This window comes from Rhizobium viscosum, from assembly GCF_014873945.1.
In the GTDB taxonomy this organism is placed as follows: domain Bacteria; phylum Pseudomonadota; class Alphaproteobacteria; order Rhizobiales; family Rhizobiaceae; genus Rhizobium; species Rhizobium viscosum.
The window spans coordinates 3,344,867-3,370,579 of the sequence record NZ_JADBEC010000001.1; the positions used below are offsets into that span (position 1 = coordinate 3,344,867).

At 59.8% G+C, this 25,713-nt stretch carries 24 protein-coding genes; 13 read left to right on the forward strand and 11 right to left on the reverse strand.

Going from position 1 to position 25,713, the window contains the following annotated elements:
- Positions 1 to 10 precede the first annotated feature (10 nt).
- The 3 genes from H4W29_RS16415 to H4W29_RS16425 are packed head-to-tail and all read left to right on the forward strand — an operon-like array spanning position 11 to position 2,929.
- Positions 11 to 853 (forward strand): carbohydrate ABC transporter permease, encoded by an 843-nt coding sequence (locus H4W29_RS16415; RefSeq protein ID WP_192729845.1) that lies wholly within the window; start codon positions 11 to 13, stop codon positions 851 to 853.
- Positions 850 to 1,917 carry a Gfo/Idh/MocA family protein gene (locus H4W29_RS16420; RefSeq protein ID WP_192729846.1) on the forward strand — a complete coding sequence of 356 codons (1,068 nt, stop codon included), beginning with the start codon at positions 850 to 852 and terminating at the stop codon, positions 1,915 to 1,917. Before H4W29_RS16415 ends, H4W29_RS16420 begins: the two co-directional genes overlap by 4 nt.
- Before the next feature lie 10 nt (positions 1,918 to 1,927).
- A complete protein-coding gene (locus tag H4W29_RS16425; protein ID WP_192729847.1) occupies positions 1,928 to 2,929 on the forward strand; it encodes an ABC transporter ATP-binding protein in 1,002 nt (333 codons plus the stop codon).
- A gap of 140 nt (positions 2,930 to 3,069) precedes the next feature.
- Here H4W29_RS16425 and H4W29_RS16430 read toward each other — a convergent pair whose 3' ends face one another.
- From H4W29_RS16430 to H4W29_RS16465, 8 genes are all read right to left on the reverse strand, one after another.
- A complete protein-coding gene (locus H4W29_RS16430; RefSeq protein ID WP_192729848.1) occupies positions 3,070 to 3,675 on the reverse strand; it encodes a nucleotidyltransferase family protein in 606 nt (201 codons plus the stop codon).
- 225 nt (positions 3,676 to 3,900) lie between these two features.
- The gene (locus H4W29_RS16435) at positions 3,901 to 4,779 is read right to left on the reverse strand and encodes a DMT family transporter (protein WP_192729849.1); all 879 of its coding nucleotides are present in this window, start codon (positions 4,777 to 4,779) and stop codon (positions 3,901 to 3,903) included.
- Between the two features lie 184 nt (positions 4,780 to 4,963).
- Entirely contained in the window at positions 4,964 to 5,269 is a 306-nt protein-coding gene (locus tag H4W29_RS16440) for an NIPSNAP family protein (protein WP_007824100.1), read from the reverse strand.
- A 218-nt stretch (positions 5,270 to 5,487) separates the two neighbouring features.
- Positions 5,488 to 6,549 (reverse strand): ABC transporter ATP-binding protein, encoded by a 1,062-nt coding sequence (locus H4W29_RS16445; RefSeq protein ID WP_192729850.1) that lies wholly within the window; start codon positions 6,547 to 6,549, stop codon positions 5,488 to 5,490.
- Positions 6,550 to 6,561: 12 nt separating this feature from the next.
- On the reverse strand, positions 6,562 to 7,350 hold the full coding sequence (locus H4W29_RS16450) for an ABC transporter permease (protein WP_192729851.1): 789 nt from the start codon (positions 7,348 to 7,350) through the stop codon (positions 6,562 to 6,564).
- The gene (locus tag H4W29_RS16455) at positions 7,347 to 8,240 is read right to left on the reverse strand and encodes an ABC transporter permease (protein ID WP_192729852.1); all 894 of its coding nucleotides are present in this window, start codon (positions 8,238 to 8,240) and stop codon (positions 7,347 to 7,349) included. Before H4W29_RS16455 ends, H4W29_RS16450 begins: the two co-directional genes overlap by 4 nt.
- A 75-nt stretch (positions 8,241 to 8,315) precedes the next feature.
- Positions 8,316 to 9,419, reverse strand: a complete 1,104-nt coding sequence (locus H4W29_RS16460; protein WP_192729853.1) for an ABC transporter substrate-binding protein — start codon at positions 9,417 to 9,419, stop codon at positions 8,316 to 8,318.
- 189 nt (positions 9,420 to 9,608) lie between these two features.
- Positions 9,609 to 10,481, reverse strand: a complete 873-nt coding sequence (locus tag H4W29_RS16465) for a MurR/RpiR family transcriptional regulator (protein WP_025669073.1) — start codon at positions 10,479 to 10,481, stop codon at positions 9,609 to 9,611.
- Positions 10,482 to 10,657: 176 nt separating this feature from the next.
- Here H4W29_RS16465 and H4W29_RS16470 point away from each other — a divergent pair, with 176 nt between their 5' ends.
- The 7 genes from H4W29_RS16470 (at position 10,658) to H4W29_RS16500 (ending at position 19,447) form a co-directional block, all read left to right on the forward strand.
- Positions 10,658 to 11,428, forward strand: a complete 771-nt coding sequence (locus H4W29_RS16470) for an N-formylglutamate amidohydrolase (RefSeq protein ID WP_192729854.1) — start codon at positions 10,658 to 10,660, stop codon at positions 11,426 to 11,428.
- A 121-nt stretch (positions 11,429 to 11,549) separates the two neighbouring features.
- Positions 11,550 to 13,097, forward strand: a complete 1,548-nt coding sequence (locus tag H4W29_RS16475; protein ID WP_192729855.1) for an amino acid permease — start codon at positions 11,550 to 11,552, stop codon at positions 13,095 to 13,097.
- A 146-nt stretch (positions 13,098 to 13,243) separates the two neighbouring features.
- Complete coding sequence (locus tag H4W29_RS16480) at positions 13,244 to 14,608, forward strand: glutamine synthetase family protein (RefSeq protein ID WP_192729856.1); 1,365 nt, start codon at positions 13,244 to 13,246, stop codon at positions 14,606 to 14,608.
- A gap of 100 nt (positions 14,609 to 14,708) precedes the next feature.
- On the forward strand, positions 14,709 to 16,094 hold the full coding sequence (locus H4W29_RS16485; RefSeq protein ID WP_192729857.1) for an aldehyde dehydrogenase family protein: 1,386 nt from the start codon (positions 14,709 to 14,711) through the stop codon (positions 16,092 to 16,094).
- On the forward strand, positions 16,091 to 17,245 hold the full coding sequence (locus H4W29_RS16490) for an iron-containing alcohol dehydrogenase (RefSeq protein ID WP_192729858.1): 1,155 nt from the start codon (positions 16,091 to 16,093) through the stop codon (positions 17,243 to 17,245). Before H4W29_RS16485 ends, H4W29_RS16490 begins: the two co-directional genes overlap by 4 nt.
- Before the next feature lie 247 nt (positions 17,246 to 17,492).
- A complete protein-coding gene (locus tag H4W29_RS16495) occupies positions 17,493 to 18,203 on the forward strand; it encodes an AAA family ATPase (RefSeq protein WP_192729859.1) in 711 nt (236 codons plus the stop codon).
- Between the two features lie 128 nt (positions 18,204 to 18,331).
- Positions 18,332 to 19,447: a helix-turn-helix transcriptional regulator gene (locus H4W29_RS16500; protein ID WP_192729860.1), complete on the forward strand. Its 1,116-nt coding sequence runs from the start codon at positions 18,332 to 18,334 to the stop codon at positions 19,445 to 19,447.
- Between the two features lie 6 nt (positions 19,448 to 19,453).
- Here H4W29_RS16500 and H4W29_RS16505 read toward each other — a convergent pair whose 3' ends face one another.
- On the reverse strand, positions 19,454 to 20,839 hold the full coding sequence (locus tag H4W29_RS16505; RefSeq protein ID WP_192729861.1) for a L,D-transpeptidase: 1,386 nt from the start codon (positions 20,837 to 20,839) through the stop codon (positions 19,454 to 19,456).
- A 255-nt stretch (positions 20,840 to 21,094) separates the two neighbouring features.
- Here H4W29_RS16505 and H4W29_RS16510 point away from each other — a divergent pair, with 255 nt between their 5' ends.
- The 3 genes from H4W29_RS16510 to H4W29_RS16520 all read left to right on the forward strand — a co-directional run bounded on the left by H4W29_RS16510 (position 21,095) and on the right by H4W29_RS16520 (position 22,773).
- Positions 21,095 to 21,931, forward strand: a complete 837-nt coding sequence (locus tag H4W29_RS16510) for an aldose 1-epimerase family protein (protein WP_192729862.1) — start codon at positions 21,095 to 21,097, stop codon at positions 21,929 to 21,931.
- Positions 21,932 to 22,017: 86 nt separating this feature from the next.
- The gene (locus tag H4W29_RS16515; RefSeq protein ID WP_192729863.1) at positions 22,018 to 22,356 is read left to right on the forward strand and encodes a protein tyrosine phosphatase family protein; all 339 of its coding nucleotides are present in this window, start codon (positions 22,018 to 22,020) and stop codon (positions 22,354 to 22,356) included.
- A gap of 72 nt (positions 22,357 to 22,428) precedes the next feature.
- Entirely contained in the window at positions 22,429 to 22,773 is a 345-nt protein-coding gene (locus H4W29_RS16520) for a RidA family protein (protein WP_007824077.1), read from the forward strand.
- A 45-nt stretch (positions 22,774 to 22,818) separates the two neighbouring features.
- Here H4W29_RS16520 and H4W29_RS16525 read toward each other — a convergent pair whose 3' ends face one another.
- The gene (locus H4W29_RS16525; RefSeq protein WP_192729864.1) at positions 22,819 to 24,477 is read right to left on the reverse strand and encodes a thiamine pyrophosphate-binding protein; all 1,659 of its coding nucleotides are present in this window, start codon (positions 24,475 to 24,477) and stop codon (positions 22,819 to 22,821) included.
- 28 nt (positions 24,478 to 24,505) lie between these two features.
- Positions 24,506 to 25,705: a succinate--glutarate CoA-transferase gene (gene caiB, locus H4W29_RS16530; protein ID WP_192729865.1), complete on the reverse strand. Its 1,200-nt coding sequence runs from the start codon at positions 25,703 to 25,705 to the stop codon at positions 24,506 to 24,508.
- Positions 25,706 to 25,713 lie beyond the last annotated feature (8 nt).

Here is a 25,713-nt window from a genome sequence, read left to right on the forward strand (position 1 = left end):
GTGTGAGCCCATGTCGAACAGAGCGCGCACATCCCCCATCCGCACCGGCCTCGTACATCTGGCGCTGATCGGCTACACGCTGATCGCCATCTTCCCGGTGTTCCTGACGATCGTGAATTCGTTCAAGGACCGAAATTCGATCTTCCGGTCGCCCCTCCAGGTGCCCACACCTTCGACCTTCAGTCTCGTCGGCTATCAGACGGTGCTGGGGCAGGGTGACTTTGCCACCTATTTCCAGAACAGCTTCATCGTGACGATCGTTGCGATCTTCCTCGTGCTGCTGTTCGGGGCGATGGCGGCCTTTGCGCTGTCGGAATACCGTTTCAAAGGCAACACGCTTGTTGGCCTTTATATGGCGATCGGCATCATGATCCCGATCCGCCTCGGCACTGTCGCGATCCTGCAGGGTATGGTGGCAAGCGGCCTCGTCAATACGCTGACGGCGCTGATCCTCGTCTATACGGCGCAGGGCATACCGCTCGCGATCTTCATTCTCTCGGAATTCATGCGCACGGTTTCCGACGACCTGAAGAATGCCGGGCGCATCGACGGGCTCTCGGAGTATGCGATCTTCTTCCGCCTCGTGTTGCCGCTGGTGCGCCCGGCCATGGCGACGGTTGCCGTTTTCACGATGATCCCGATCTGGAACGATCTGTGGTTCCCGCTGATCCTCGCGCCATCCGAAGCCACCAAGACCGTGACTCTCGGCTCGCAGATCTTCATCGGCCAGTTCGTCACCAACTGGAACGCGGTTCTGGCGGCGCTGTCGCTCGCAATCCTGCCGATCCTCGTTCTCTACGTCATCTTCTCGCGGCAGCTGATCCGCGGCATCACCTCGGGAGCCGTCAAGTGAGCCAATCAGACAAGCCGATCCGCGTCCTCGTGGCGGGCCTCGGCAATATGGGCCGCAGCCATGCGCTCGCCTATCACAACAATCCGGGCTACGAGATCATCGGTCTCGTCAACCGTTCAAAGCCGAGTCAGCTCGCACCTGAGCTGGAGCAGTACGCGATCCATCCCGATTTCATGACGGCACTTGCCGAGCTGAAGCCGGATCTCTGCTCGATAAACACCTATTCGGACAGCCATGCCGATTACGCGGTGGCTGCCTTCGAGGCCGGCTGCGACGTCTTCGTCGAAAAGCCGCTGGCAACGACTGTTGCGGATGCGGAGCGCGTGGTGGCTGCGGCGAAGAAGGCCGGCAAGAAGCTGGTCATTGGCTATATCCTTCGCCACCATCCTTCCTGGAAGAAACTAATCGAGGAAGCCCGCAAGCTCGGCGGACCCTATGTCTTCCGCATGAACCTCAATCAGCAATCCAGCGGGCCGACATGGGCGACGCACAAGTCGCTGATGCAGACGACGTCGCCGATCGTCGATTGCGGCGTTCATTACGTCGACGTCATGTGCCAGATCACTGATGCCAAGGCCGTCGAAGTACGCGGCATGGGCCTGCGGCTGTCGAACGAGATCGCGCCGGATATGTATAATTACGGCCATCTGCAGGTGCTCTATGAAGACGGTTCCGTCGGCTGGTACGAGGCCGGCTGGGGGCCGATGATTTCCGAGACGGCCTTCTTCGTGAAGGATGTGATGTCGCCGAACGGCGCCGTCTCGATCGTCATGGATCCGAATGCGAAGTCCGACGATATCGACACGCATACAAAAACCTCCGTCATCCGCCTGCATACGGCAGCGATGGGGCCTGACGGCAAGTTCATTCGTCCCGATCAGGACATGACGATGGAAGGCGAACCCGGCCACCAGGCGCTTTGCGACCTGGAACAGGCCTTCGTGCTGCGCGCCATCAACGAGGATCTGGACCTCACCCGCCATATGGATGATGCGGTGGCTTCGCTGCGCATCTGCCTTGCCGCTGATGAAAGCGTGCGCACCGGCCGACCGGTTAGACTATAAGGAAAGACTAGTGGGATCGCTTCAACTCAAATCCATCCGCAAGGCCTACGGCAAGCACGAAGTGCTGAAGGGCATCGACCTTGAGGTCAAGGACGGGGAATTCGTCATCTTCGTCGGTCCATCAGGCTGCGGGAAATCGACCCTGCTGCGCAGCATTGCCGGCCTGGAAGATGTCACCTCGGGCGCCGTTATCATCAACGGCCGCGACGAGACGCTGACGCCGCCAGCCAAGCGCGGCATCGCCATGGTGTTCCAGTCCTATGCGCTTTATCCGCACCTGACGGTCAAGGACAATATGGGCCTTGGCCTGAAACAGGCGGGGGCGCCGAAGGATGAAATCGAGACGCGGGTGACGAAGGCCTCGTCAATGCTGTCGCTCGAGCAATATCTGGCGCGCCGCCCGGCCGAGCTATCGGGTGGCCAGCGCCAGCGCGTCGCGATCGGCCGGGCGATCGTGCGCGAGCCGGAACTCTTCCTCTTCGACGAGCCGCTCTCCAACCTCGATGCAGCGCTACGCGTACAGACGCGTCTGGAAATCGCCCGTCTGCATCGCAGCCTCAAGGCCACCATGATCTACGTCACCCACGACCAGGTCGAGGCGATGACGCTTGCCGACAAGATCGTGGTGCTGAATGCCGGTGCGATCGAACAGATCGGCTCGCCGATGGAACTCTATAACCGCCCGGCCAATACATTCGTCGCCGGCTTCATCGGTTCGCCGCAGATGAACTTCATTGCCGGCGACAAGGTCGGCGATGCGGACGCAAAGACGATCGGCATCCGCCCCGAGCACTTGACGCTGTCTCGTAATAGCGGCACCTGGAAGGCGAAGACCGTGCATGTCGAGCATCTCGGTGCAGACACCATCGTCTACCTGGAATCCGAGCAGTGCGGCCTCATCACCGCGCGTCTCTTCGGCGAGCACAAGTATGAGCCGGATGAGATCGTTTATGCGACGCCGGATGGGACCCATATCCATCGCTTCGATGCCAACGACAGGGCGATCCGTTGATCGCAGCCGGAATGAAGGACTTGTTCGCATAAAGCGTTCCAACCCCAGTTTGGGATTGTGGCCGCCGAGTCTCATGACTTTCGGCGACTGATTGATGCATCGTCCCAAAATTCAGGATGTTCGCGATAGAGCGGAACGCGTTAATTGCGAACGCCGCTGTTGCGGTCCATCGCCACCTCTGGCTGACCATCAATGATCGTCAGCCACGGCCACCGCTGCAAATATTCGGTGCATTTAATCAGATATAATTCATGCTGAGGATTGAGAGGATTCAGGCGCAGGATGCCGTTCCACATATCATCAAAGCCATCAGGAGCATAAAGGCTGCTATCGCAAAGGCGAATGCCGACCCTCGTGCACAGGGTGAGATAGCGGTCGATGCCATCCTCCGCCTTCTGTAAGGCTGGATATTCCGCTCCAAACTTGTCCTTGTACCAGAGATGGACCCGAGCTTGGTTCTTGATCTCCACCTTCGCGGGTAGATCAGCGACCGCCTGCTGCACCTGGCGAATGACGGCGTCTTCGGCATCCCATGATAGGTCGGAGTCATCGAAGTAGAAGATGTCGTAATCCTTTATCCCGTACTGAGGATCACACCCCGACTTTAGATTCCAAACGGTCTGCACGAGGCAGCCTGCGGTTAGAATGCCTTGGGGAATTTGGAGGGCGCGCAGCCGGATCAACAATTGAGCATTTACAGGGTTGCGTTGGACGGACTCAAAGAATTGCTGCTCCGTAAGCGACATAGCCCCTCCTTTTGCTTATTGGCGTCGTGAAAATGCCGTCGCAAAATCCCAACTAAAGCGACAGTTGATTGAGCAAAATGCTTCACGAAGATATTTCCGGCAAGATCCTTCACTTGAAAGAGCCCTGCTGCAAGGCGCTCGGCGTCCACATCGGCTTGAATTCCACCTTTCGCCAAGGCTCGGACAGCGCGCGAGGCCCTTCGTTCGACAACGTGATGGGTGAAGTCAGCGTCGAAAAAGCCTGCCGTCGATGACGATCAGACTCGCCATGATCAGGGTCATTCCGCCAAACTCGAACGTCTCCAGTCTTTCACCAAGAAAGACCGCGCCTAGCAAGATCGCGCTGACAGGCACCAGCAGCGTCACCAGGGAAGCATTGGTCGCTCCGGCCGAAGCGATGAGATTGAAATAGAGAATGAAGGCGAAGGCGGTGGTCAGGATCGCGAGAACCAGCACCGCCATCCATATCGGAACAGATGACGTGACGATGTCGGCCGGGCTGTAGAAAAAGAAAACGATCGGCGGCATGAGGATGGTCGCGCCTGTCAGTTGGCCGGTTGCGACCGCCGTCGGGCTTATGCCGTTGAAGCGCTTGGCGTAGACCACGGCAAAGGCATAGGAGACAGCGGCTCCGATGACTGCGAGTTTTGCCCATGTGGGGCCGCCGAGATTGGACAGAAGCCCAGGACCAATCATCACGGCGGCGCCTGCGATGCCGATTGCCACACCTGCGATCTTCAGGGCTGAGATCTTCTCATCCGGTGTCAGCGCGTTTGCCACAAGGATCGTCCAAAGAGGTGTTGTAGCATAGAACACCGAGGCGAGGCCGGCGCCGATTTCCGTTTGGCCGGTGAAGATCAGCGAGAACGGAATGACGTTGTTGAGCAACGCGAGACACAAGAAAGAGCCGGGCCGGGCGAGAACCGGCGCGAAGGAAATGCCGCACAGCCTCAACCACAGATGCAGGGCCAGCGCGGCAATCGCCACGCGATAAAGGACGAGGGCCAAGGGCGGAATTTCGGACACGGCTATGCGGGCGAAGAAGAAGGACCCGCCCCAAAGTGCGCCCAGGAGCGCAAGCTGGCCCCAATCCTTCGCAGACATGGATTGTGTCATCGCTTCGGTGCGCAAAGCCGTCGTCCACTAAATGGAGATATGCCTTGCACTCTATCCCCGGCTGGGGCGGCCGACAGCGACGAAACAATCCGGATATCCGAATTCTATGGAATCTGGTGCTGTCTTATGCCGATCGGCCGGATTGATATGCCTGGACTGAATTCCAGGGCGATCAGCCGAGAACCGGGCGCATGAAGCTGCGCTCATAACTGATGATGCTGCGGTTACGCTTGTCGAGATCGAAGGCGGCCTGGCATTCCGGGTCGCTTGCCATCCGGGTGCGATAGTCCTCATAGGCGGCGAGGCTCGGGAAGGAAAACAGCGCCACGGCAATGTTGTTTGCGCCTTCGGACGGCAGGAAATAGCCGTGATGGGCGCCGCCCATTCTGTTGACGATGGGGATCCAGAGCCGGGCGTATTGCTCGAATTCGGCAAGCTTGTAGGGGTCGATGACGTATCGCAGATGGCAGGTAATCATTGAAAGACCCCGTTGTAGAACGACCGAGCGGATAGCCGTCCGGTCTGTATTGCTTGCGCGGATTCGAGGCAAGCCGTTTGGTCTTTACGCTGCCTTCCGTTTCGATGCTATTTCCCTGACCTGGATATTCAGAGGGGCAGGGCTCATTAAAAATAGGTAGCAGGCATGCAAAAGGCGCCGCGTTGGCGGCGCCTCCGTTTGATTTCAGTCCATTTTGATCAGTCGCGGATGACGAGCAGGTCGGCGGCCATGAAGCGGAGCGTCACGGTCTCGCCAGCGGCCGGCGGCGTGACGCCGGGGCTGTTGAACATATCGAAGGAGATCACGTTTCCGCCGACATTCATGCGAGTGCGAATGACCGAGCCCAGGAAGTGGGCGGAGACGACCTCGCCGGTCAGGGCGGTGTCGCTGTGGGCGCCTTCGGCGAGCGAGCCGGCTTCCGGACGGAGCGCAAGCTGAACGGTGTCGCCAGCCTTGTAGGTCTGGACGGACTGCTTGAGCGTCACGCCCTGGTCACCGATCTGGATGCGGTTGCTGTCGGGGTCAATGACCTTGGCCTCGATGAGATTCAGCGTGCCGACGAAGGAGGCGACGAAGCGCGTTGCCGGTGTGTTGTAGATCTCGAAGGGCGTACCGATCTGGTCGGCCTTGCCGGCGTTCATGACGACGATGCGGTCGGAGATCGAGAGCGCTTCTTCCTGATCGTGCGTGACGAAAACCGTTGTGATGCCGAGTGACTGCTGGATCTGGCGGATTTCCTCGCGCAGTGAAACGCGGATCTTGGCGTCGAGAGCAGACAGTGGTTCGTCGAGCAGCAGGACCTGCGGCTTGACGGCAAGGGCGCGGGCAAGAGCAACGCGCTGCTGCTGGCCGCCGGACATCTGGTAGGGGAAGCGATCTGCCAGATGATCGAGCTTGATGAGGCCAAGCATTTCCTTGACGCGCTTGTCGATCTCCGGCTTCGGAGCACCTGCGACCTTCATGCCAAAGGCGACGTTGTCATGCACCGTCATGTTCGGGAACAGAGCGTAAGCCTGGAAGACCATGCCGATGTTGCGCTGGTTCGGCTTCAGCGCGCGCTGGTCCTTGCCGTTGATCGTCAGCGTGCCGCCGGTCGGCGTTTCGAAACCGGCGATCATGCGCAGCACGGTCGTCTTGCCGCAGCCTGATGGGCCGAGGAAGGAGACGAACTCCCCTTTCTCGATGTTCATGTTGAAGTTCTTGACGACCTGCGTCTGGCCGAAGGATTTCTGAATGTTGGTCAGCGTAAGAAAAGACATGAGCCAAATACCTTATACCCTAGCCGGGCGGGCTTTGCCAAAGCGGGAAACGAGATTGAGCAGGCCCATGCTGAGCCAGGTGATCGAAAATGCGATAACGGCGAGCGCCGACGGCTCATAGGCCTGGTTGGCGCCGACACGCTGCAGGTAGGGGCCGAAAGCAGGGCGGCCGAGCAAGGCTGCCATGGTGAATTCGCCCATGACGATCGCGAGCGTGATGAAGGCGCCCGAAAGCACGCCGCTCATGACGTTCGGAAAAATGCACCTGAACATGATCGTCGTCCACTTCGCGCCAAGGCTTTCGGCTGCTTCCGTCAGCGTTCGGACGTCGATGGCGCGCATGGCGGTATCGACGGCGCGGTACATGTAGGGCAGCGAGAGCGTGATGTAGGAGAACATCAGCAGGATGTTGGTGCCCGTCGTGGAGCCGGTCAGCGGCAGGTACGAGGACGACTTGTACATCTGGATATAGCCGAAGACGATGACGATCGCCGGAATGACGAGCGGCAGCAGCGTGATGAATTCGACGATCTGACGCATCTGCGGCAGGCGCAGGCGCACCCAATAGGCGGTTGGCACCACGAGCAGCATGCCGAAGACGATGGTCAGCGCGGCCATCATCATGGAGTAGCCGAACGTCTCGCGGAAATTGACGTCCGAAAAGACAGACTGATAGGCGTCGAACGAATAGGCGTCACGACGCTTGCGCAGGGAGAATTCCAGCGTGCCGAGAAGCGGTACGATGAAATAAGTTGCGCCGATGATGATGGCGATCCAGGCGCCGATACGTTGTCCCTTCATTTTTGCCACCGTTCAGCGCGCATGCGCAGCATGAGATAGAGAACATTCGAAACGCCCGTGATAACGATCATGCCGAGCGCGATCGCGTAGCCGAGGTTGGCGTTGTGAAGCACGTCACCCTGGATCTGTGCGTAGAGCAGGATCGGGACGATGTTGAGCGACGAGCCGGTCAGCGCATAGGCCGTTGCAATGGCGCCGAAAGCATTCGCAAACAGAAGCAACGTCGTGCCGAGCAGGCTCGGCCAGAGGATCGGCATGGCAACCATTGTCCAATACTGGCGGTTGGTGGCGCCGAGGATCTGCGAAGCTTCACGCCATTCCTTCTTCATGCCGTCGAGCGCCGGTGTCAGGATCAGCACCATCAGCGGAATCTGGAAATACATGTAGGTGATGGTGAGGCCGAAGAAGGAGAGAAGGTTGAAGCCGGTGCCATAAAGGTTGAAGCCGAACCAGTCGCGCAGGAAGAGGGTAACGAGGCCGGTGCGGCCAAGCGTCGCCAGAAAGGCGAAGGCGAGCGGCACGCCCGCAAAGTTCGAGGCGACGCCCGAGAATGTCAGCAGCGTTGCGCGCACCCCGCTCGGCAGCCCGCCGAGCACGACGGCCCAGGCCAGAAAGAAGCCGATCAGCGCCCCGCCAAGAGCGGAGGCGACCGAGACGCGGATACTGATCCAGTAGGCACTCATAATGGATGGGGTGAAAAGATCGCCGATATTTTTCAGCGTGAAATCGCCATCGGGCGTCAGAAACGCGCCCGCCACGAGATAGAGAGTGGGGATGATCAGGAATAGCAGAGAAAAAATTATAAAGGGTGCAATGCCCAGCCAGTCGATCACACGGTCTTTGTTGATCAAGGGGGCATTGCTTACCATAGGCGTTGAAACAGTGCTCATGGAAAAGCTCATCCTGGGGCGTCGGAGTGAGAAAAGCCTCCCCGCCTTTTGTAGGCGGGGAGGCCGTAGCAAATATTACTGAACGTTGGCGCCGACGACGCTGTCCCACTTGGTGGTGATTGCGGTCTTGCCCTTATCCTGCTCATCGAGCGTCGGGAAGACGGCCTTTGCATAGCCTTCAGCCGGCGGCAGCTTGTCGAGCAGTTCCTTCGGAACCTTGCCCTTCTGGGCGAGGTCGTTGAAGCGGATCGGGTGGCAGTAGCCCTTCAGCCAAGCGAGTTGGCCTTCGTCCGAATAGAGGTATTCCATCCAGAGCTTGGCAGCATTCGGATGCGGAGCGAAAGCGGAGATCGCCTGAACGTAGACACCTGCGACGACGCCTGTCGAGGGAACGACGACTTCGACCGGCGGGTTGCCGGCAAGGCTGTCACGCCATGAGAGACCGTTGTAGTCCCATGCGACGACGATCGGGGTGGAGCCCTGAGCGAGCGAAGCGGACTTGCCGATAACCGGAACGAGCACGCCGGCCTTGTTCAGCTCTGCGAAGTAGGCGAGACCAGCTTCACCAGCCTTCGTCGCGTCCTTTTCACCGGTCGCAAGGCCGGCAGCGTAGACGGCCTGAACAGCCTGGTTCGAAGCGCGCGGGTCGCCGGCGAGCGAAACGGTGTTGGCATATTCCGGCTTCTTGAGGTCAGCCCAGTCCTTCGGGACGTTCTTGACGATATCGGTGTTCACGACGAAGGAGAGAACGCCGTAATAATCGCCGTACCAGTAGCCTTCGGCATCCTTGGCGCTATCGGGAATGGAATCCCAGGTAGAAACCTTATAAGGCTGGATCAGGCCGTCCTTCTTGGCGGACGGACCGAAGGAGAGGCCGACGTCGATGACGTCAGGTGCCTGCGGGCCGGTGTTGCCCTTGTTGGCCTTGATTGCTTCGATTTCGTCGCCCGAACCTGCATCCGGGTTCAGTTCGTTGACGTCGAGGCCGTACTTGGCCTTGAAGCCTGCGATAACGTCGCCATAGCCGCACCAGTTATGCGGGAGAGCGATCGTGGTCAGCGTGCCTTCCTTCTTGGCGGCAGCGATAAGATCAGCGCTCGGCTCAGCTGCTGCGATCGCAGTCGAAGCAACGATCATCGCAGTAGAAAGCGAGAGCAGTCGAGAAATGTTAGAGATCACTGTTGTTCTCCTTCGGGTTTTCAGTGTCCGATGTGCTGTTACTGTCGTTAGATGAAGCTTGTATGACAGTTGCGTGACGTTAATTTCGTCATGAATAGCAGGAGCTTGCGGCAGATGTTTTATTTGCGACAGGCTGTCCTGATTCCGCGAGATCCGTCTTTGTTTTTGCCTTTTTTTTAGCTGTCCCTCCTAACCGGGTTTGCGGAAAAGCCGGGTCTGTTCGAACAGGCCTTCCAGCGTTTTCATGCGCTCTTTCGTCTCGTCCCAGGTCGAGTTCTGCACCGCCTCGATGAGTGCCTCGACGATGAAGAGGGTGACGACGGAGGAGTCCCAGGCCGACGGCGCCTCGATCTGCACGCGAAAGGCGTGACGGGCGAGCTTGGCGGCAGGCGAAGCCCATTGGTCTGTGAAGACGATGATTTCGGCTCCGCGCTTGCGGGCGGCGGTAGCGAGGCTCACCATTTCCTGCTCGTAGCGGCGGATATCGAAGATGATGAGCAGATCGCCCGGATTCATATTGAGGACGTATTGCGGCCAGCTCGACGAATTGGAAGAAAGCAGCGCCGTGTTCGGGCGGATGACCTGCATATGGGTAAAGAAGTATTCCGCGAGTGCGCCGGTGATGCGTCCGCCCACGAAATAGAGCGTGCGCTTTCGGTCCGAGAGCAGGGCGGCGACGTTGTCGAAGGTAGCCGTATCGAGGTCGGAGAGCGTTTGGCGCAGATTGCCCATGATGGCATCGGCGAAGCGGTTCAATATATGGGTGCCCGGCGCGTTTTGGGCCCAGCGATCATGCTTGGCGATCGGATTGGAAATCGTCGCTTCGACTTCCTGATGCAGATGCTGCTGGAAGTCCGGATAGCCCTTGTAGCCGAGCTTCTGGACCATGCGCACGACCGTCGGCGTGGAGACGCCGGCATTTTCGGCGATGGTGGTGATGCTGCCGAGACCGGAGACGGGGTAGTTGTCGAGCAGGCTTTCGGCCAATTGCTTTTCGGCGCGCGTGAGCACGCCGAGATGTGAATGAATGACGTCCGAAACGGTCTTAGCCGCGACACTCACGTGATTTTGCTCCCCGGGATGGTCTGATGCCACTTTCCCACTGAAAGTTAACAACGCTGTCACAATCCATGTCAACAAGTGTCATGAAAAGAAATTTTCAGAACGCGCTTGACACTGCCGTGAACCTGAAGAATTCTTTTCTTATAAAGATTTTGTTAAGCGATGGAGAGGTGTGGTTGGTGCTGGCTCAGCCCCGAATTCTCAGCGAAGCGGACGGCGATTGCGTCGCAATCGAGCGCGTCAATGGCAAGAGCCCGGTGCTGCTCGTCTGCGAGCATGCGTCGCGCAAGCTTCCTGAACAGTTCGGCGATCTCGGCCTTTCGCAGGAGGCGCTTGCCAGCCATATCGCCTGGGATCCGGGCGCGCTTGCTGTTGCCCGCGGCATTTCGGCTGCTCTCGATGCAGCTTTGATCTACCAGCGCTTCTCGCGGCTGATCTATGACTGCAACCGGCCACCGAGTTCGCCCGGCGCCATGCCGGAGACGAGCGAGATCTATGCGATCCCCGGTAACAGGAATTTGAGTGCTGAAGAGCGCAAGGCGCGCACCGAAGCGCTCTATGAGCCATTCCATGATGCCGTCCGCGGCCTGATCCGAGACCGGCAGGCGAGGGGGCAGGATAGCGTTATCGTGACCATGCATTCCTTCACGCCGGTCTATAATGGCAAGCCGCGTGCCGTCGAACTTGGCATCCTTCATGACGAAGACAGCCGTCTTGCCGACCGCATGCTAGAATTTTCGGCCGAGGCGCCGCTCTACCGCACCGAACGTAACGAGCCCTATGGACCTGAGGACGGCGTGACGCACACGCTGATCCTGCACGGCATTTCCAACGGGTTGCGCAATGTCATGATCGAGGTCCGCAACGACCTCATCAATGAAGATACCGGCCAAGGGGTCGTGGCCGACTATCTCACAAGGCTTCTCCAGCAAAGCCTGGACGCCTGAAGAAAACATAAGACCCCGGGGAGCAGTTTAACTGCGAACAGCCCGCAAGGCGAAAAGCCACGGGCACTATTGGCACAGGATCGGCCGCAATTCCGCGGGCGATTGTCAACAGGGGGAAGTCATGTCGGACTATTCCGAAAGTGATAAGAAGCAGGATATGAGCATCCTGCATTCCATGGGTTATGCCCAGGAACTCGAACGGCGAATGAGCTCGTTCTCGAACTTTGCCGTCTCCTTCTCGATCATCTGCATCCTGTCGGGCGGCATCAACTCGCTCGCGCAGGCGACCGCAGGTGCAGGCGGCGCTGCCATCGGCATCGGCTGGCCGGTCGGCTGCTTTGTTTCGCTCGTCTTCGCCGTCGCCATGGCGCAGATCAGTTCCGCCTATCCGACTGCTGGCGGCCTCTATCACTGGGGTTCGATCCTCGGCAACCGCTTCACCGGCTGGCTGACCGCCTGGTTCAACCTGCTCGGTCTGGTCACCGTTCTCGGCGCCATCAATGTCGGCACCTATTACTTCTTCATGGGCGCCTTCGGCACGAGCTATCTCGGCCTGACGGATACGACGACTGTTCGTATCGTCTTCCTGGTGATCATCACCGGCGCGCAGGCGCTTGTGAACCATATGGGCATCGGGCTCACAGCAAAGCTCACGGACTTCTCCGGTTACCTGATCTTTGCAACTGCAATCGCGCTTGCGGCCGTGTGCCTGCTGTCGGCTCCATCCTATGAGTTCGGCCGTCTCTTCACCTTCGCCAACTATTCAGGCGAAGCGGGTGGCAATGTCTGGCCGGCAACATCTGGCCTCTGGGTCTTCCTGCTTGGTTTGCTGCTGCCGATCTACACGATCACCGGCTATGACGCTTCTGCCCATACGTCGGAAGAAACCGTCAAGGCGGCGCATTCCGTACCGCGCGGCATGGTCGCGTCGGTCCTGTGGTCGGCGCTTTTCGGCTACATCATGCTGTGCGCTTTCGTGCTCATGCTGCCGAACATGGACGATGCGGCAAAACAGGGCTGGAACGTGTTCTTCTGGGCGATGGACACGCAGGTCAATGCGGTTGTGAAGGACATCCTCTACCTCGCGATCCTCATCAGCCAGTGGCTGTGCGGCCTCGCGACCGTTACCTCGGTCTCGCGCATGATCTTCGCCTTCTCGCGTGACGGCGGACTGCCGGCCTCCAAGGCGCTGTCGAAGGTCAGCCCGAACTACCGCACGCCGGTTGCCGCGATCTGGACAGGCTCGATCCTCTCGGTACTCTTCGTCTGGGGCTCGTCGCTCGTTTCGATCGGCGACACGCCGGTTTACACGATCGTCGTGTCTTGCACGGTCATCTTCCTGTTCTTCTCCTTCGCGATCCCGATTGCGCTTGGCCTTTTCGCCTGGGGAACCTCGAAGTGGGACAAGATGGGTCCGTGGAACCTCGGTGAAGGCATGTTCAAGCTCTTCGCGGTTCTCTCGATCCTGGCGATGATCCTGATCTTCATTCTCGGCATTCAGCCGCCGAATGGACCGGCACTCTATGTGACCGTTGGCTTCCTCGTTCTGACCGGTATCGTCTGGTTCGGCTTCGAAAGCCGCCGCTTCAAGGGGCCGCCGATCGGCGACGAGGTGGCCAGGCGCCAGGCCGAAATCGCAGCGGCCGAAAAAGCTGTCGGCGAAGGCTAAAAACTGAGGCTTCCCTCTCACATGGCGGGGCCGCACCATGCGGCCCCATCACGGTTCAACGAAAAGGCATCGGGCGGGTTGATCCCGGCGGTCGCATGCCGTTTCGTTGTCCCGATTTCCCGGTTCCAATTTCAGGCGGATGAATCATGAGCAGCTATACTCTCGACGATCTCAGACAGGACGTTGCCGACGGGCGCATCGATACGGTGCTGGCCTGCCAGGTGGACATGCAGGGGCGCCTGATGGGCAAGCGTTTCCAGGCGGAGTTTTTCCTCGAAAGTGCCTGGAAGGAAACGCATAGCTGCAATTATCTGCAGGCGACCGACATGGAGATGGAGACCGTCTCCGGCTACAAGGCGACGAGCTGGGAAAAGGGCTACGGCGACTATACGATGAAGCCGGACCTTTCGACGCTGCGGGTCATTCCCTGGCTCGAGGGCACCGCGCTCGTTCTCTGCGACGTGCTCGACCACCATACGCATGAGGAAGTGGCCCATTCCCCCCGCGCGATCCTGAAGAAGCAGGTCAAGCGCCTGGAGGACATGGGCATGAAGGCCTATATGGCCTCCGAGCTCGAATTCTTCCTGTTCGACCAGACTTACGAGGCGGCACAGGCTTCCGGATACCGCAACCTGAAGCTCGCCAGCGCCTATAATGAAGACTACCACATCTTCCAGACAACCAAGGAAGAAGACGTGATGCGGGCGATCCGCAAGGGGTTGCAGGGTGCGGGCATCCCGGTCGAAAATTCCAAGGGCGAGGCTTCCGCCGGCCAGGAAGAAATCAATGTGCGTTATGCCGATGCGCTCACCATGGCCGACCGGCACGCGATCATCAAGAACGGCTGCAAGGAAATCGCCTGGTCGAAGGGCAAGGCGATCACCTTCCTCGCCAAGTGGCATTACAATGCCGCCGGCAGTTCCTCGCATATCCATCAGTCGCTCTGGAGTCTCGAAGAAAAGCCGCTGTTCTTCGACCATGCCGGCCATCACGGCATGTCGCCGCTGATGCAGAACTATATTGCCGGCCTGCTCAGCCACGCGAGCGAAATCACTTATTTCCTGGCGCCTTACATCAACTCCTACAAGCGCTTCATGGCCGGCACCTTTGCGCCGACCAAGGCCGTCTGGAGCAAGGACAACCGCACGGCCGGCTATCGCCTGTGCGGCGAGGAGACCAAGGGGATCCGTATCGAATGCCGCGTCGGCGGCTCCGATCTCAATCCCTATCTCGCCTTCGCGGCCCTGCTTGCGGCAGGCATCGACGGCATCGAGAAGAAACTCGAACTGGAAGCGCCCTATGTGGGTGACGCCTATTTCGGCAAGGATATCCGCGAAATCCCGCGTACGCTTCGGGCTGCGACCAAGGCGATGACGGAATCGGAGATGCTGCGCGCAGCCTTCGGTGACGACGTCATCGACCACTATACCCGCGCCGCGGAATGGGAGCAGGAAGAATACGACCGCCGCATCACGGATTGGGAAGTGGCGCGCGGCTTCGAGAGAGCTTAAGAACATACCCGAAGCGGAAAGCCGCCCGACTGGATTCTCACCGCGGAGGATTAGTCGTGGCGTCTATCCCTGCGGCTCAGAGGAAAACAGGATTTAGATCATGACAATGATCCAATGCATTTCGCCGATTGACGGCTCTGTTTATGCGGAGCGTCCGGCGCTTTCGCTCGAAGCGGCAAAGGAAGCCGTGGCGCGTGCGCGCAAGGCGCAGAAGGCCTGGGCCAGGCGCCCGCTCGAAAATCGCGTCCAGCTGGTGCTGAAGGGTGTCGCCCGTCTCAACGAGATGTCTGATGTCGTCGTACCCGAGCTTGCCTGGCAGATGGGCCGGCCGATCAAGTATGGCGGCGAATATCGCGGCTTCAACGAGCGCTCCAACTATGTCGCCTCGATCGCAGCGGATGCGCTTGCGCCGCTCGTCGTCGAAGAGAGCGACAAGTTCGAGCGCCGCATCGAGCGCGAAGCGCATGGTGTCGTCTTCGTTGTCGCCCCCTGGAACTACCCTTACATGACGGCGATCAACACGATCGCTCCTGCGCTGATGGCGGGCAATACGGTCGTGCTCAAGCACGCCTCACAGACGCTGCTCGTCGGTGAGCGGCTGGTGCAGGCCTTTGTCGAGGCCGGTGTTCCCGAGGATGTGTTCCAGAATATCTTCCTCGACCATGAGACGACCTCGGCGCTGATCGCTGCCGGCAGCTTCAACTTCGTCAATTTCACCGGCTCCGTCGAAGGCGGCCGCTCGATGGAGCGCGCTGCTGCCGGCACCTTTACTGGTCTGGGCCTCGAGCTCGGCGGCAAGGATCCGGGCTATGTGATGGAAGATGCTGATCTCGACGCTGCCGTCGATACGCTGATGGATGGCGCGACCTATAATTCCGGCCAGTGCTGCTGCGGCATCGAGCGCATCTATGTGCATGAATCACTCTACGACGCCTTCGTCGAAAAGTCGGTCGCCTGGGTTTCGAACTACAAGCTCGGCAATCCGCTCGATCCCGAGACTTCGCTCGGCCCGATGGCGCACAAGCGCTTCGCCAAGGTGGTGCGCGAACAGATCGCTGATGCGGTTTCCAAGGGCGCCAAGGCGCTCGTCGATCCCAAGCTCTTCCCTGCCGATGACGGCGGCGCCTATCTCGCCCCGCAGATCCTCGTCAATGTTGATCATTCCATGGCCTTCATGCGTGAAGAAACCTTCGGCCCGGCCGTCGGCATCATGAAGGTCAAGAGTGACGATGAAGCACTGGCGTTGATGAACGACAGCCAGTATGGCCTGACGGCCTCGCTCTGGACTAAGGATGCGGAGCGGGCAGGACGGCTCGGCCGCGAAATCGAAACCGGCACCGTCTTCATGAACCGCGCCGACTATCTCGATCCGGCTCTATGCTGGACCGGCGTCAAGGAAACCGGTCGCGGCGGCTCGTTGTCGATCATCGGCTTCCACAACTTGACGCGCCCGAAATCCTACCACCTGAAGAAAGTCACAGCATGAGCAGCGCCAACATCACCGCCAACTGGAGCTACCCGACAGCCGTCAAGCTCGGCCGCGGACGCATCAAGGAACTGGCCGACGCCTGCAAGAGCCTCGGCATGAAGAAGCCGCTGCTCGTCACCGACCGCGGCCTCGCCTCGATGGCGATCACCAAGAACGCGCTCGACATTCTCGAAGATGCCGGCCTCGGCCGGGCGATCTTTGCCGATGTCGATCCGAACCCGAACGAGAAGAACCTCGAAGCCGGCATCAAGGCCTTTCGCGATGGCGGCCATGACGGCGTCGTCGCCTTCGGCGGCGGCTCGGGGCTCGACCTCGGCAAGTGTGTGGCCTTCATGGTCGGCCAGACGCGCCCGGTCTGGGATTTCGAGGATATCGGCGACTGGTGGACGCGTGCCAGCGTCGAAGGCATTGCGCCGATCGTTGCCGTGCCAACGACAGCCGGCACCGGTTCGGAAGTCGGCCGCGCCAGCGTCATCACCAATTCCGTCACGCATGTGAAGAAGATCATCTTCCATCCGAAGTTCCTGCCGGGTGTTGTCATTTCCGATCCGGAACTGACGGTCGGCATGCCGAAAATCATCACGGCCGGCACCGGCATGGATGCCTTCGCCCATTGCCTGGAAGCCTATTCCTCGCCCTTCTACCACCCGATGTCGGCCGGCATCGCGCTGGAAGGTATGCGGCTCGTCAAGGAATTCCTGCCGCGTGCCTATAAGGAGGGTACGGATCTGGAAGCCCGCGCCAACATGATGTCGGCAGCCGCCATGGGTGCTGTCGCCTTCCAGAAGGGGCTCGGGGCCATCCATGCGCTCTCGCATCCGATCGGCGCTGTCTACAACACGCATCACGGCATGACCAATGCCGTCGTCATGCCTGCAGTGCTGCGCTTCAACCGCTCGGCCATCGAAGAGAAGATTGCGCGTGCGGCTGCCTATCTCGGCATATCGGGCGGTTTCGACGGCTTCTATGACTACGTGCTGAAGCTGCGCTCCGAACTTGGCGTGCCCGAAAATCTCACTGCGATGGGAATCACCCCCGATCGGATCGACGAACTGGCCGCAATGGCGATCGAAGATCCGAGTGCAGGTGGCAATCCGGTTGCATTGACGCTCGAAAATACGAAGACCCTGTTTAAGGATTGCTTCTGAACAGATAAAGGCGGACCTCTAAACTGGCCCGGAAAACCTCGGTTTTCCGGGCTTTTTTGTTGTCTTTCGCGCTTCAGGCCATCCTGATTTTTGATGATGCGAAAAATGCGGACCGCAATTTCGGCGGGCGCGTTTACAGTTTGTTAACCACGATTGGAAAGGATGGGTTAACCGCACGATGCTCCGACAGTGCGATCAATGAAAGAGCGATGCCGGCTCGCGCCAATTCCCTTCGAGGACTTAGAATATGCCAGTCATCACATTCGCAAATACCAAGGGCGGCGCCGGCAAAACCACAGCCGTGTTGCTGCTTGCCACCGAACTTGCCCGTCAGGGCTACCGCGTCACGATCCTCGATGCCGACCCGCAACACTGGATTTCGCGCTGGCACGAAATCTCCGGCCATGTGGCAAACATCAGCGTCATCGACTTCGTAACGACTGCCTCGCTGCCGCAGCACATCAGCGAAAACAAGCAGAATACCGATTACTTCATCATCGACCTGCCGGGCGCGCGCAATCCGCTGCTGGCAACGGCCGTCGGTCTTTCCGATCATGTGCTGATCCCGATCCAGGGCTGCGCCATGGATGCCCGCGGCGGCGCCCAGGTTCTTGAGCTTCTCCAGTATCTGGCGGACAAGGCAGGCATCAAGATCGGCCATTCGGTCGTGCTGACCCGCGTCAACTCCATGGTCACCACCCGCGCGCTGCAACTCGTCAAGGCACTGTTGAACGAACGTCACGTACCGGTTCTCGATACGGCGATCATCGAACGTTCTGCCTTCCGCGACATCTTCGATTGCGGCGGCACGCTGCATACGATGGATCCGACGCGCGTCAGCAATCTCGACAAGGCTCGTGAAAACGCTCTCTGTTTTGCTGAGGAAATCATTCGCAAAGTGCCGGGCCGGCTCCCCGTTGCAGTTCGGTTGGCAAATGCCATGGGCCGCGCTGCCTGATCATAACATTTCGATGAAGAAATCAATGCCCCGACTAGTGTCGGGGCATTTTCTATTTGCGATTACAGTTGCTTGCTGGGATGCTGATAACATAGGCTGTAGAAATCCCGTCACCCGCGAAGCAACGCATGAGCATCACTCGGCAAGTCGACGAAAAGCTTATCGATTCCATCTACGGAATTGTTTTTGGTGAAGCGCGATGGGATGCGTTTCTGACGGAATTGAACGGGCTGTTGCCAGGTGCGGGAACCAGCCTTTTCTATCATGACGCAGTGCGGGCGGAAGGTTCGTCGCAATTCCACATCAACATGGATCAGGCGTGGATCGACACCTACACGCGCTACTACTGCCGGCTGAACCCGTGGATAACAGGTCTGAACAGAACGCCCACCGGACAGGGGGCAATCGGCGAGGATTTCATATCCTACGCGGAGCTTTCCAAGACCGAGTTCTTCAATGACTTTTGGCATCGGCATGACGGCCACGGCGCCGTCGGCATGACGATCCTGCGGGAGGGGAGCCGATCGTTCAATCTTTCGATCACCACGACCCGGTGGACAGATCCGGATGAGAGCCGGGCGTGTGCTGAGCTTCTGACACGGATAGGGCCGCATTTAAGGCGCGCCTTCATCGCGGTCGAATCCGGCGGCCGGCAAAAGAGCCATTCGGAGATCAACGGGCGACTATTTGATGCCATTGGTGTCGGCGTACTCCTTCTGAATTCAGAGCGGCGACTGTGGTCTGCTTCTGTCATCGGAGAGGCAGTGCTCGAACAGGGAACGGGTGTCTGGCTGTCACCGCTCGGAATGCTGCATCTCGCCGACAAGGATGCCGATGACCGCCTCACACTGATGCTGCGGCATGGAGAGGAGGCGCAGCGTCAGCAGACGGTTCTGACCGATGGCCGGAAGATCATCTTGCTCAAACTTGAGAAGAGCCATCAGCCACGCTTCTTCGAACGGCCTGTCGTCGCTGTCCTGATCGAGCCGAAACAAAGCCCCACAGGGCTGAGCGATGAGAAACTGCGCAACGATTTCGGTCTTACGGAGGCTGAAATCAGGGTCGTCAGGGCGCTGGTTTCGGGAGGCTCGGTTGCGGGCCTTGCTGCTGAGACCAGCCGTTCCCGAGAGACGATCCGATCTCAGGTGCGGTCCGTCTACATGAAGACGGGTGCCAGGAAACAAGTGGAGCTCCTGCGCCTCATCCAGTTCGGCGAGCGCCCGGCAGAGACACCGGGCGAATAGATTTCCTCAATCGACGAATTCGACCGTCACGCCAGGCTTGACCATCTTGGCAAGTTCCGTCGCATCCCAGTTGGTCAGGCGGATGCAGCCATGGCTCTGGGTGCGGCCGATCCTCGACGGATCGGGCGTGCCGTGAATGCCGTAGGTGGGCTTGGACAGCGCCATCCAGACCGTACCGACCGGGCCGTTCGGGCCTGGCGGGATGTCGAGGATCTTGTCGTTGGCGCCCTGCTGGAAATTGATCTTCGGATTGTAGGTGTAGCCCGGATTGAAGGCGACGCGCTCGACGGTGACGATGCCTGATGGAGAGGGCGTATCGGTGGAGCCGATCGAGGCGGGGTAGGCGGCAACGAGGTTGCCGGCGTCGTCATAGGCGAAGACCTGCTTGCGGCCCTTGTCGGCGAGGATCTTCGCGACTGCGCCCTTCTTGTTCTCGCCGGGATTGACGACCTTGATGACGGTGCCCGGAATCGTGAAATCCGCGCCGGGGTTCATTTCCTTCAGGAAGTTCTCGTCCATGTGGAAGCGTTCGGCGAGCGCTTCGGTCACCGATGTGTAGGCGAGGGATGGCAGGAGCGCCTTCTGCGAATAATCTTCCGGGATCTGCGCGACATAGGGACCGGCCGCATCCGCATCCGTGATCGTGTAGCTGACGACCGGCAGGCCACCATTCATGCGCAGATCTTCGAGGATCGCATCCGTATTGTTTGGATCGAGCTTCGTGCCGGTCATCTGTTCGTAGGCGTAGATTGCCTTGGTAACATTGGAGCCCATGTGGCCGTCGATGACACCGGGAGAAACGCCGGAGCGATCCAGAAACACCTGAAGGGCCACGATCTCGGGCTTGGACTTGTCCTTGAGCGTGATCACAGGCTCCTGCGGCGCCGGGCGCGGCTCGTCGGCCGGCGGAACCTGCTGATCGGGCTCAATTGCTGCATAGTCGTCCTGACCCTGCTGGTCGCCGGGGTAAGGCTGATCCTCGAGCGCGCGGCGCTCGATGGCAGCGTCCTGCGGAATGGAACCGGTTACCGGGCCGCGCTCGGAATAGCGCGTGTCGCCATAGCGGTTACCGTCGGGATAATAGGGATCGTTGTTGTAGGCGTCGTTATAGACATCGCGATTTGTGCGCGGCGAATAATAGCCGCGGGCGCGCATCTCGGTGGCGATAATGTTGCCGTAGCGGTCGACCAATACGCGATTGCCGCTGTAGTCGTGGGCATAGACGAAGCCGCGGCCGGGTGGGACGTAGTCGAGAATTTCGCCACCTGGCGTCACCAGTACGATATCGCTCCGGTTCCGGCCATATTGCTGGGCATCGGCCTGCGGCGCGACGGCAGCGAGCGCCAACAGTATGGCCGAAAAAGAAAAGGCCGATTTCATAAAGCGATTCACGTCCCACACCTCGATCAGTGGCTCGGCAGACACACACCTGCGAATTTTGACGCTAGTGTGGAATTTCTTAAGCCGTGCTGAACAAAACATAAAAACAACGGTATTTTGCGTTTACTCAGAAACGCTTGCGCGAAGATGACGTTCCTGTGAAGTCGCCGCTTGCGGTGCCGTCAGCCGCCATTCCTGTCCTCGATTGACTAGGGTGACGGCACCCCCTAACCCTACCGCAGCCAAGATTTCCGGGAGGACAAGCCGATGATCGAATTTGCCGCCGCACGCGGGCCGCGCCTGATGCTGGATGAGAGATCGGTGCTGGATATCGGCGGCTGCATCGTCGAGGGTATCGATATCGCGCCCAAGCGCGCCATCCCCGATGATGGTGATCCGCGAATCGATCATTCTCTGGAAGGCTTTCTCTTCACCTGCGGCCCCGACCATATTCGTCATCGCCAACCCATTCCCGGGACGGACGGCAAGATCTATCCGCTTCACGGTTCTGCCTCCGGCCATGCCGCCAGGGTGTTGTGGACGAGGTTCGAAGATGGCAATGCCGAATGCCGCGCCGATATCGACATCACCACGGTCGAGGGTCTACCCCAGCGCATCGAGCGCCTGTGGCGGATCGACGGGGCAACGGGCGAGGTCTCGCTTGAGGATCGCGTCGTCAATGCGAGCAACCAAGCGGTGCCGACCTTTCTGATGTACCATATGAATATCGGCGGCAAATGGCTGGACGCGGGAACGCGGCTCGAGGGGAGGATGCTCGAGGGCGGCGGTTTTCCCTGGACCTTCGGCGAGGAGCCGGGCGGCATTTTCTGCGTCGAGGCTCCGGCAACGGAGGATGGTTTTGCCGAAGTCCGGCTCGGGCCGATTGCTGCGATCGGCGGCAAGACGTTGAGGGTACGTTTCCGCGCCGATACGCTGCCGCATCTGCAAATCTGGCGGAACCAGAAGGCGCCGGCGCATATTATCGGTATCGAACCGGTGTCGCACCGTTGGGTGCTGCGCCATGAGCTGGAGGCGGCCGGCGAGTTCAACTGGCTGAAGCCGGGGGAAAGCCGCAGCTACGGCCTGCGTTTCGGCTTCGACTAATCAAGGTGTGTTCGGAGAAGACGTGTTGACGCTTGACAGGGGGCGTCGTAGACCTTCAGCCCACCATTTTCGAGGAGATTGAGACGATGGATATCCGCCAGATCGACGATGAATACTCCGTTTCCGGCCAGATCACGGTTGACGAACTCGACCAGATCAAGGCGCTCGGCTTCAAGTCCATCGTCTGCCATCGTCCGGATGGCGAAAGCCCTGATCAACCGCCCTTTGCCGTCATCGAAACCCGCGCCAAGGAGCTCGGCCTGCAGATCACCCATGTGCCGGTCGGACCGATGGGCGTGACCGAGGAGGCCGTGCAGGGCATGGTCGATGCGCTCGACGAATTCGACCGCCCGATGCTCGGCTATTGCCGCTCCGGCGCGCGCTCTACGGCGATCTATCAGAAGACGCACCACATCCGCGCCTGATCCGGTCCCGTCCGGACATAATCCGACGCCGCCCGAAAGCGGCGTCTTTCATTTGATGAACAGGAGAACACGATGAGCATCAAGCGTATCGACATTGGCGCCCGCATGAGCGGTGCCGTCATCCACGGCAACACCGTCTATCTCGCAGGCCAGGTCGGCGAAGGCGAAAGCGTTACCGATCAGTGCAAGTCGGCACTCGGCGAAGTCGACCGTCTGCTGGCTGCTGCCGGCAGCAACAAGTCGAAGATCCTGCAGACGATCATCTATCTCTCCGATATCGCTTACTTCGCAGAGATGAACGCCGTCTGGGAAGGCTGGATCGACCCGGCAAACCCGCCGGCCCGCGCCACCAGCGAAGCCAAGCTCGCTGCGCCGAAGTACAAGGTCGAGTTCATCGTCACGGCTGCTCTCGACTAAGAGCGCCCTGCAGCGACCGATCAAAGCCGGTGAGGTGTGAACTCTTCACCGGCTTTTTGTTTGCGCGATTTCCGAGAGTGTCCTCGTCGGCGTTATCGCCTCTGGATCGAGCTTGATCTCGATGATTGCCGGCTTGCCGCTGTCGCGCGCCCGCTCGAAGGCCGGCGCAAAGTCCTCGGTCTTTTCCACCGTCTCGCCATGGCCGCCATAGGCGCGGGCGAGCGCCGCAAAATCCGGATTGGTGAGGTCGGTGGCGCTGATGCGGCCCGGATAGTCGCGCTCCTGATGCATACGGATCGTGCCGTAGATACCATTGTTGACCACGACTGCGATGATCGGCAGGTCGTAGCGCACGGCGGTCGCAAATTCCTGTCCGTGCATCAGGAAGCAGCCATCACCGGCAAAGCAGATGACTTCCTGCTCGGGAAAAAGACGCTTGGCAGCAACGGCGGCCGGTAGACCGTAGCCCATGGAGCCTGAGGTTGGTGCCGCCTGCGTGTTGAAGCGGCGGAAGCGGTGGAAGCGATGCACCCAGGTGGCGTAGTTGCCGGCGCCATTGGTGAAGATCGTGTCCGGCTTGGTATTGGCCTCCAGCCATTCCATGATCGGCCCCATGTGGACGGTGCCGGGACCAGTCGCCGGCGGCTTCGACCAGGAGAGATAGGCCTGGTGCATATGTTCGGTTCGTTCGGCCCAGCGCGGTTCGGCAGGGGCTTCCAGATCGGCGAGCGCTTCGACGAAATCGGCCGGGCTCGCACAAATCGCAAGATCGGGGCGATAGACGTGGCCGAGCTCGGACGGGTCCGGATGGATGTGGACGAGTGATTGGGCCGGGTAGGGGATGTCGAGCAGCGTATAGCCCGAGGAGGGCATTTCCGACATACGGCTGCCGAGCAGGATCAGCAGGTCGCTCTCCTTGATCTCTTTCGCCAGGGCCGGATTGATGCCGATACCGACGTCACCGGCGTAGCAGGGATGCAGGTGGTCGAACAGCATCTGCCGGCGGAAGGAGCAGCCAACCGGCAGGCGGAAGCGTTCGGCAAAGGTCTGGAAATCGGCGACTGCATCGGCATCCCAACGGGTGCCGCCGAGGATGACCATCGGCCGTTCGGCCTTCAAGAGGCGCAGGTAGAGGTCGTCGATCTGGCTGCGGCCCGGATGGGCTTCGACGCGCGTATAGCGCTTGGCGCGAGGCGCTTCGACTTCGTCGCGCAGCATATCCTCCGGCAGCGTCAGGACGACAGGGCCGGGACGCCCCGATGTGGCGATCGCAAAGGCGCGGGTGACGAATTCCGGGATGCGGGCGGCATCGTCGATCTCACCGACCCATTTGGCAAATTCGGTGAAGGCGCGGCGGAACTCGACTTCCTGGAAGGCTTCGCGCTCGCGCGCCTCCCGCTGCACCTGGCCGATGAAGAGGATCATCGGGATCGAATCCTGCCGGGCAATGTGCAGGCCGGCAGAGGCATTGGTGGCGCCAGGGCCGCGGGTGACCATACAGATGCCGGGTTCGCCGGTCAGCCGCCCCCAGCAATCCGCCATCATCGCAGCACCACCCTCCTGGCGGCAGACGATGACGTCGATATCGCTGTCATACAGCGCGTCGAGCACGGCGAGGAAACTTTCTCCAGGCACGCAGGAGAGGCGCTTCACGCCGTTTGCCTTCAGCGCCTCGACGATCAATTGCCCGCCTGTCCTCTTCATGGTCCCGTCCTTCTCATGGCCCCTTTTCTCATGGCGACGTCTTCCTCTCCCATTCTACAAGTTCGGCCAGGACCTCTTCATTATGCTCGCCAAGGCGCGGGCTCGGCCGTTCGTAACGCAGCGGCGTTTCCGATAGCACGACCGGCGTGCGCACACCCGGAATCATCGTGCCTGCGGCATCCGGCAGATCGATGCGCAGGCCGCGCGCGGCAATCTGCGGATCGGCGAACATTTCCTCGATCGTGTTGATGGCGCCGGCCGGGACGGCATTGTCCTCGCAAGCCTTCAGAAGGTCGGCTTTTTGCCATTTCAGCGTTTCGGTGGAGACCATCCGGCGCACTGCGTCTCTGTTGGCGACGCGTGCTTTATTGGTTGCGAAATTCTCGTCATCGGCGATGACGAGGCCGAGGATCGTGCAGAGCCGGCGGAACTGGCCGTCATTGCCGACGGCAAGGATGAGATAGCCGTCAGCCGTCGGCACGACCTCATAAGGCGAGATATTCGGGTGCGCATTGCCGAGGCGCACCGGCGCGCGACCGGAAACCAGATAGTTCATGTTCTGGTTGGCAAGCACTGCCGATTGCACATCGAGCAGCGCCATGTCGATCAGCTGGCCTTCGCCCGTCTTCAGGGCATGGATGAGGGCGGCTTCGATTGCCGAGACCGCATAGATGCCGGTGAAGATATCAGCAATCGCGACACCCGCTTTCATCGGCTGTCCATCCGGTTCACCCGTTATGGACATGAAACCCGACATGCCCTGGACGATATAGTCGTAGCCGGCGCGATTGGCATAGGGGCCGGTCTGGCCGAAGCCGGTGATGGAACAATAGACGAGGCGCGGATTGATCGCTTTCAGGCTCTCATAGTCGAGCCCGTATTTGACGAGGCCGCCAAGTTTGAAGTTCTCGATCAGCACGTCTGCTGTAGCGACGAGGCGGCGCACCAGCGACTGGCCTTCTTCGCTCTTGAGATCGGCGGTAATGGATCGCTTGCCGCGATTGGTAGAATGGTAATAGGCGGCCGAGAGATTTTCGCCATCTGCTCCTTCGACGAAGGGCGGCCCCCAATGCCGGGTGTCGTCGCCTCCGTCGGGGTTTTCCACCTTGATCACATCGGCGCCGAGATCAGCCAGCATCTGCCCCGCCCAGGGGCCGGCCAAGACGCGCGCAAGCTCGATCACCCTGATGCCCGCAAGCGGCGGCTTCTTCTTCACGTCCTGCGTCATGTTCCTCC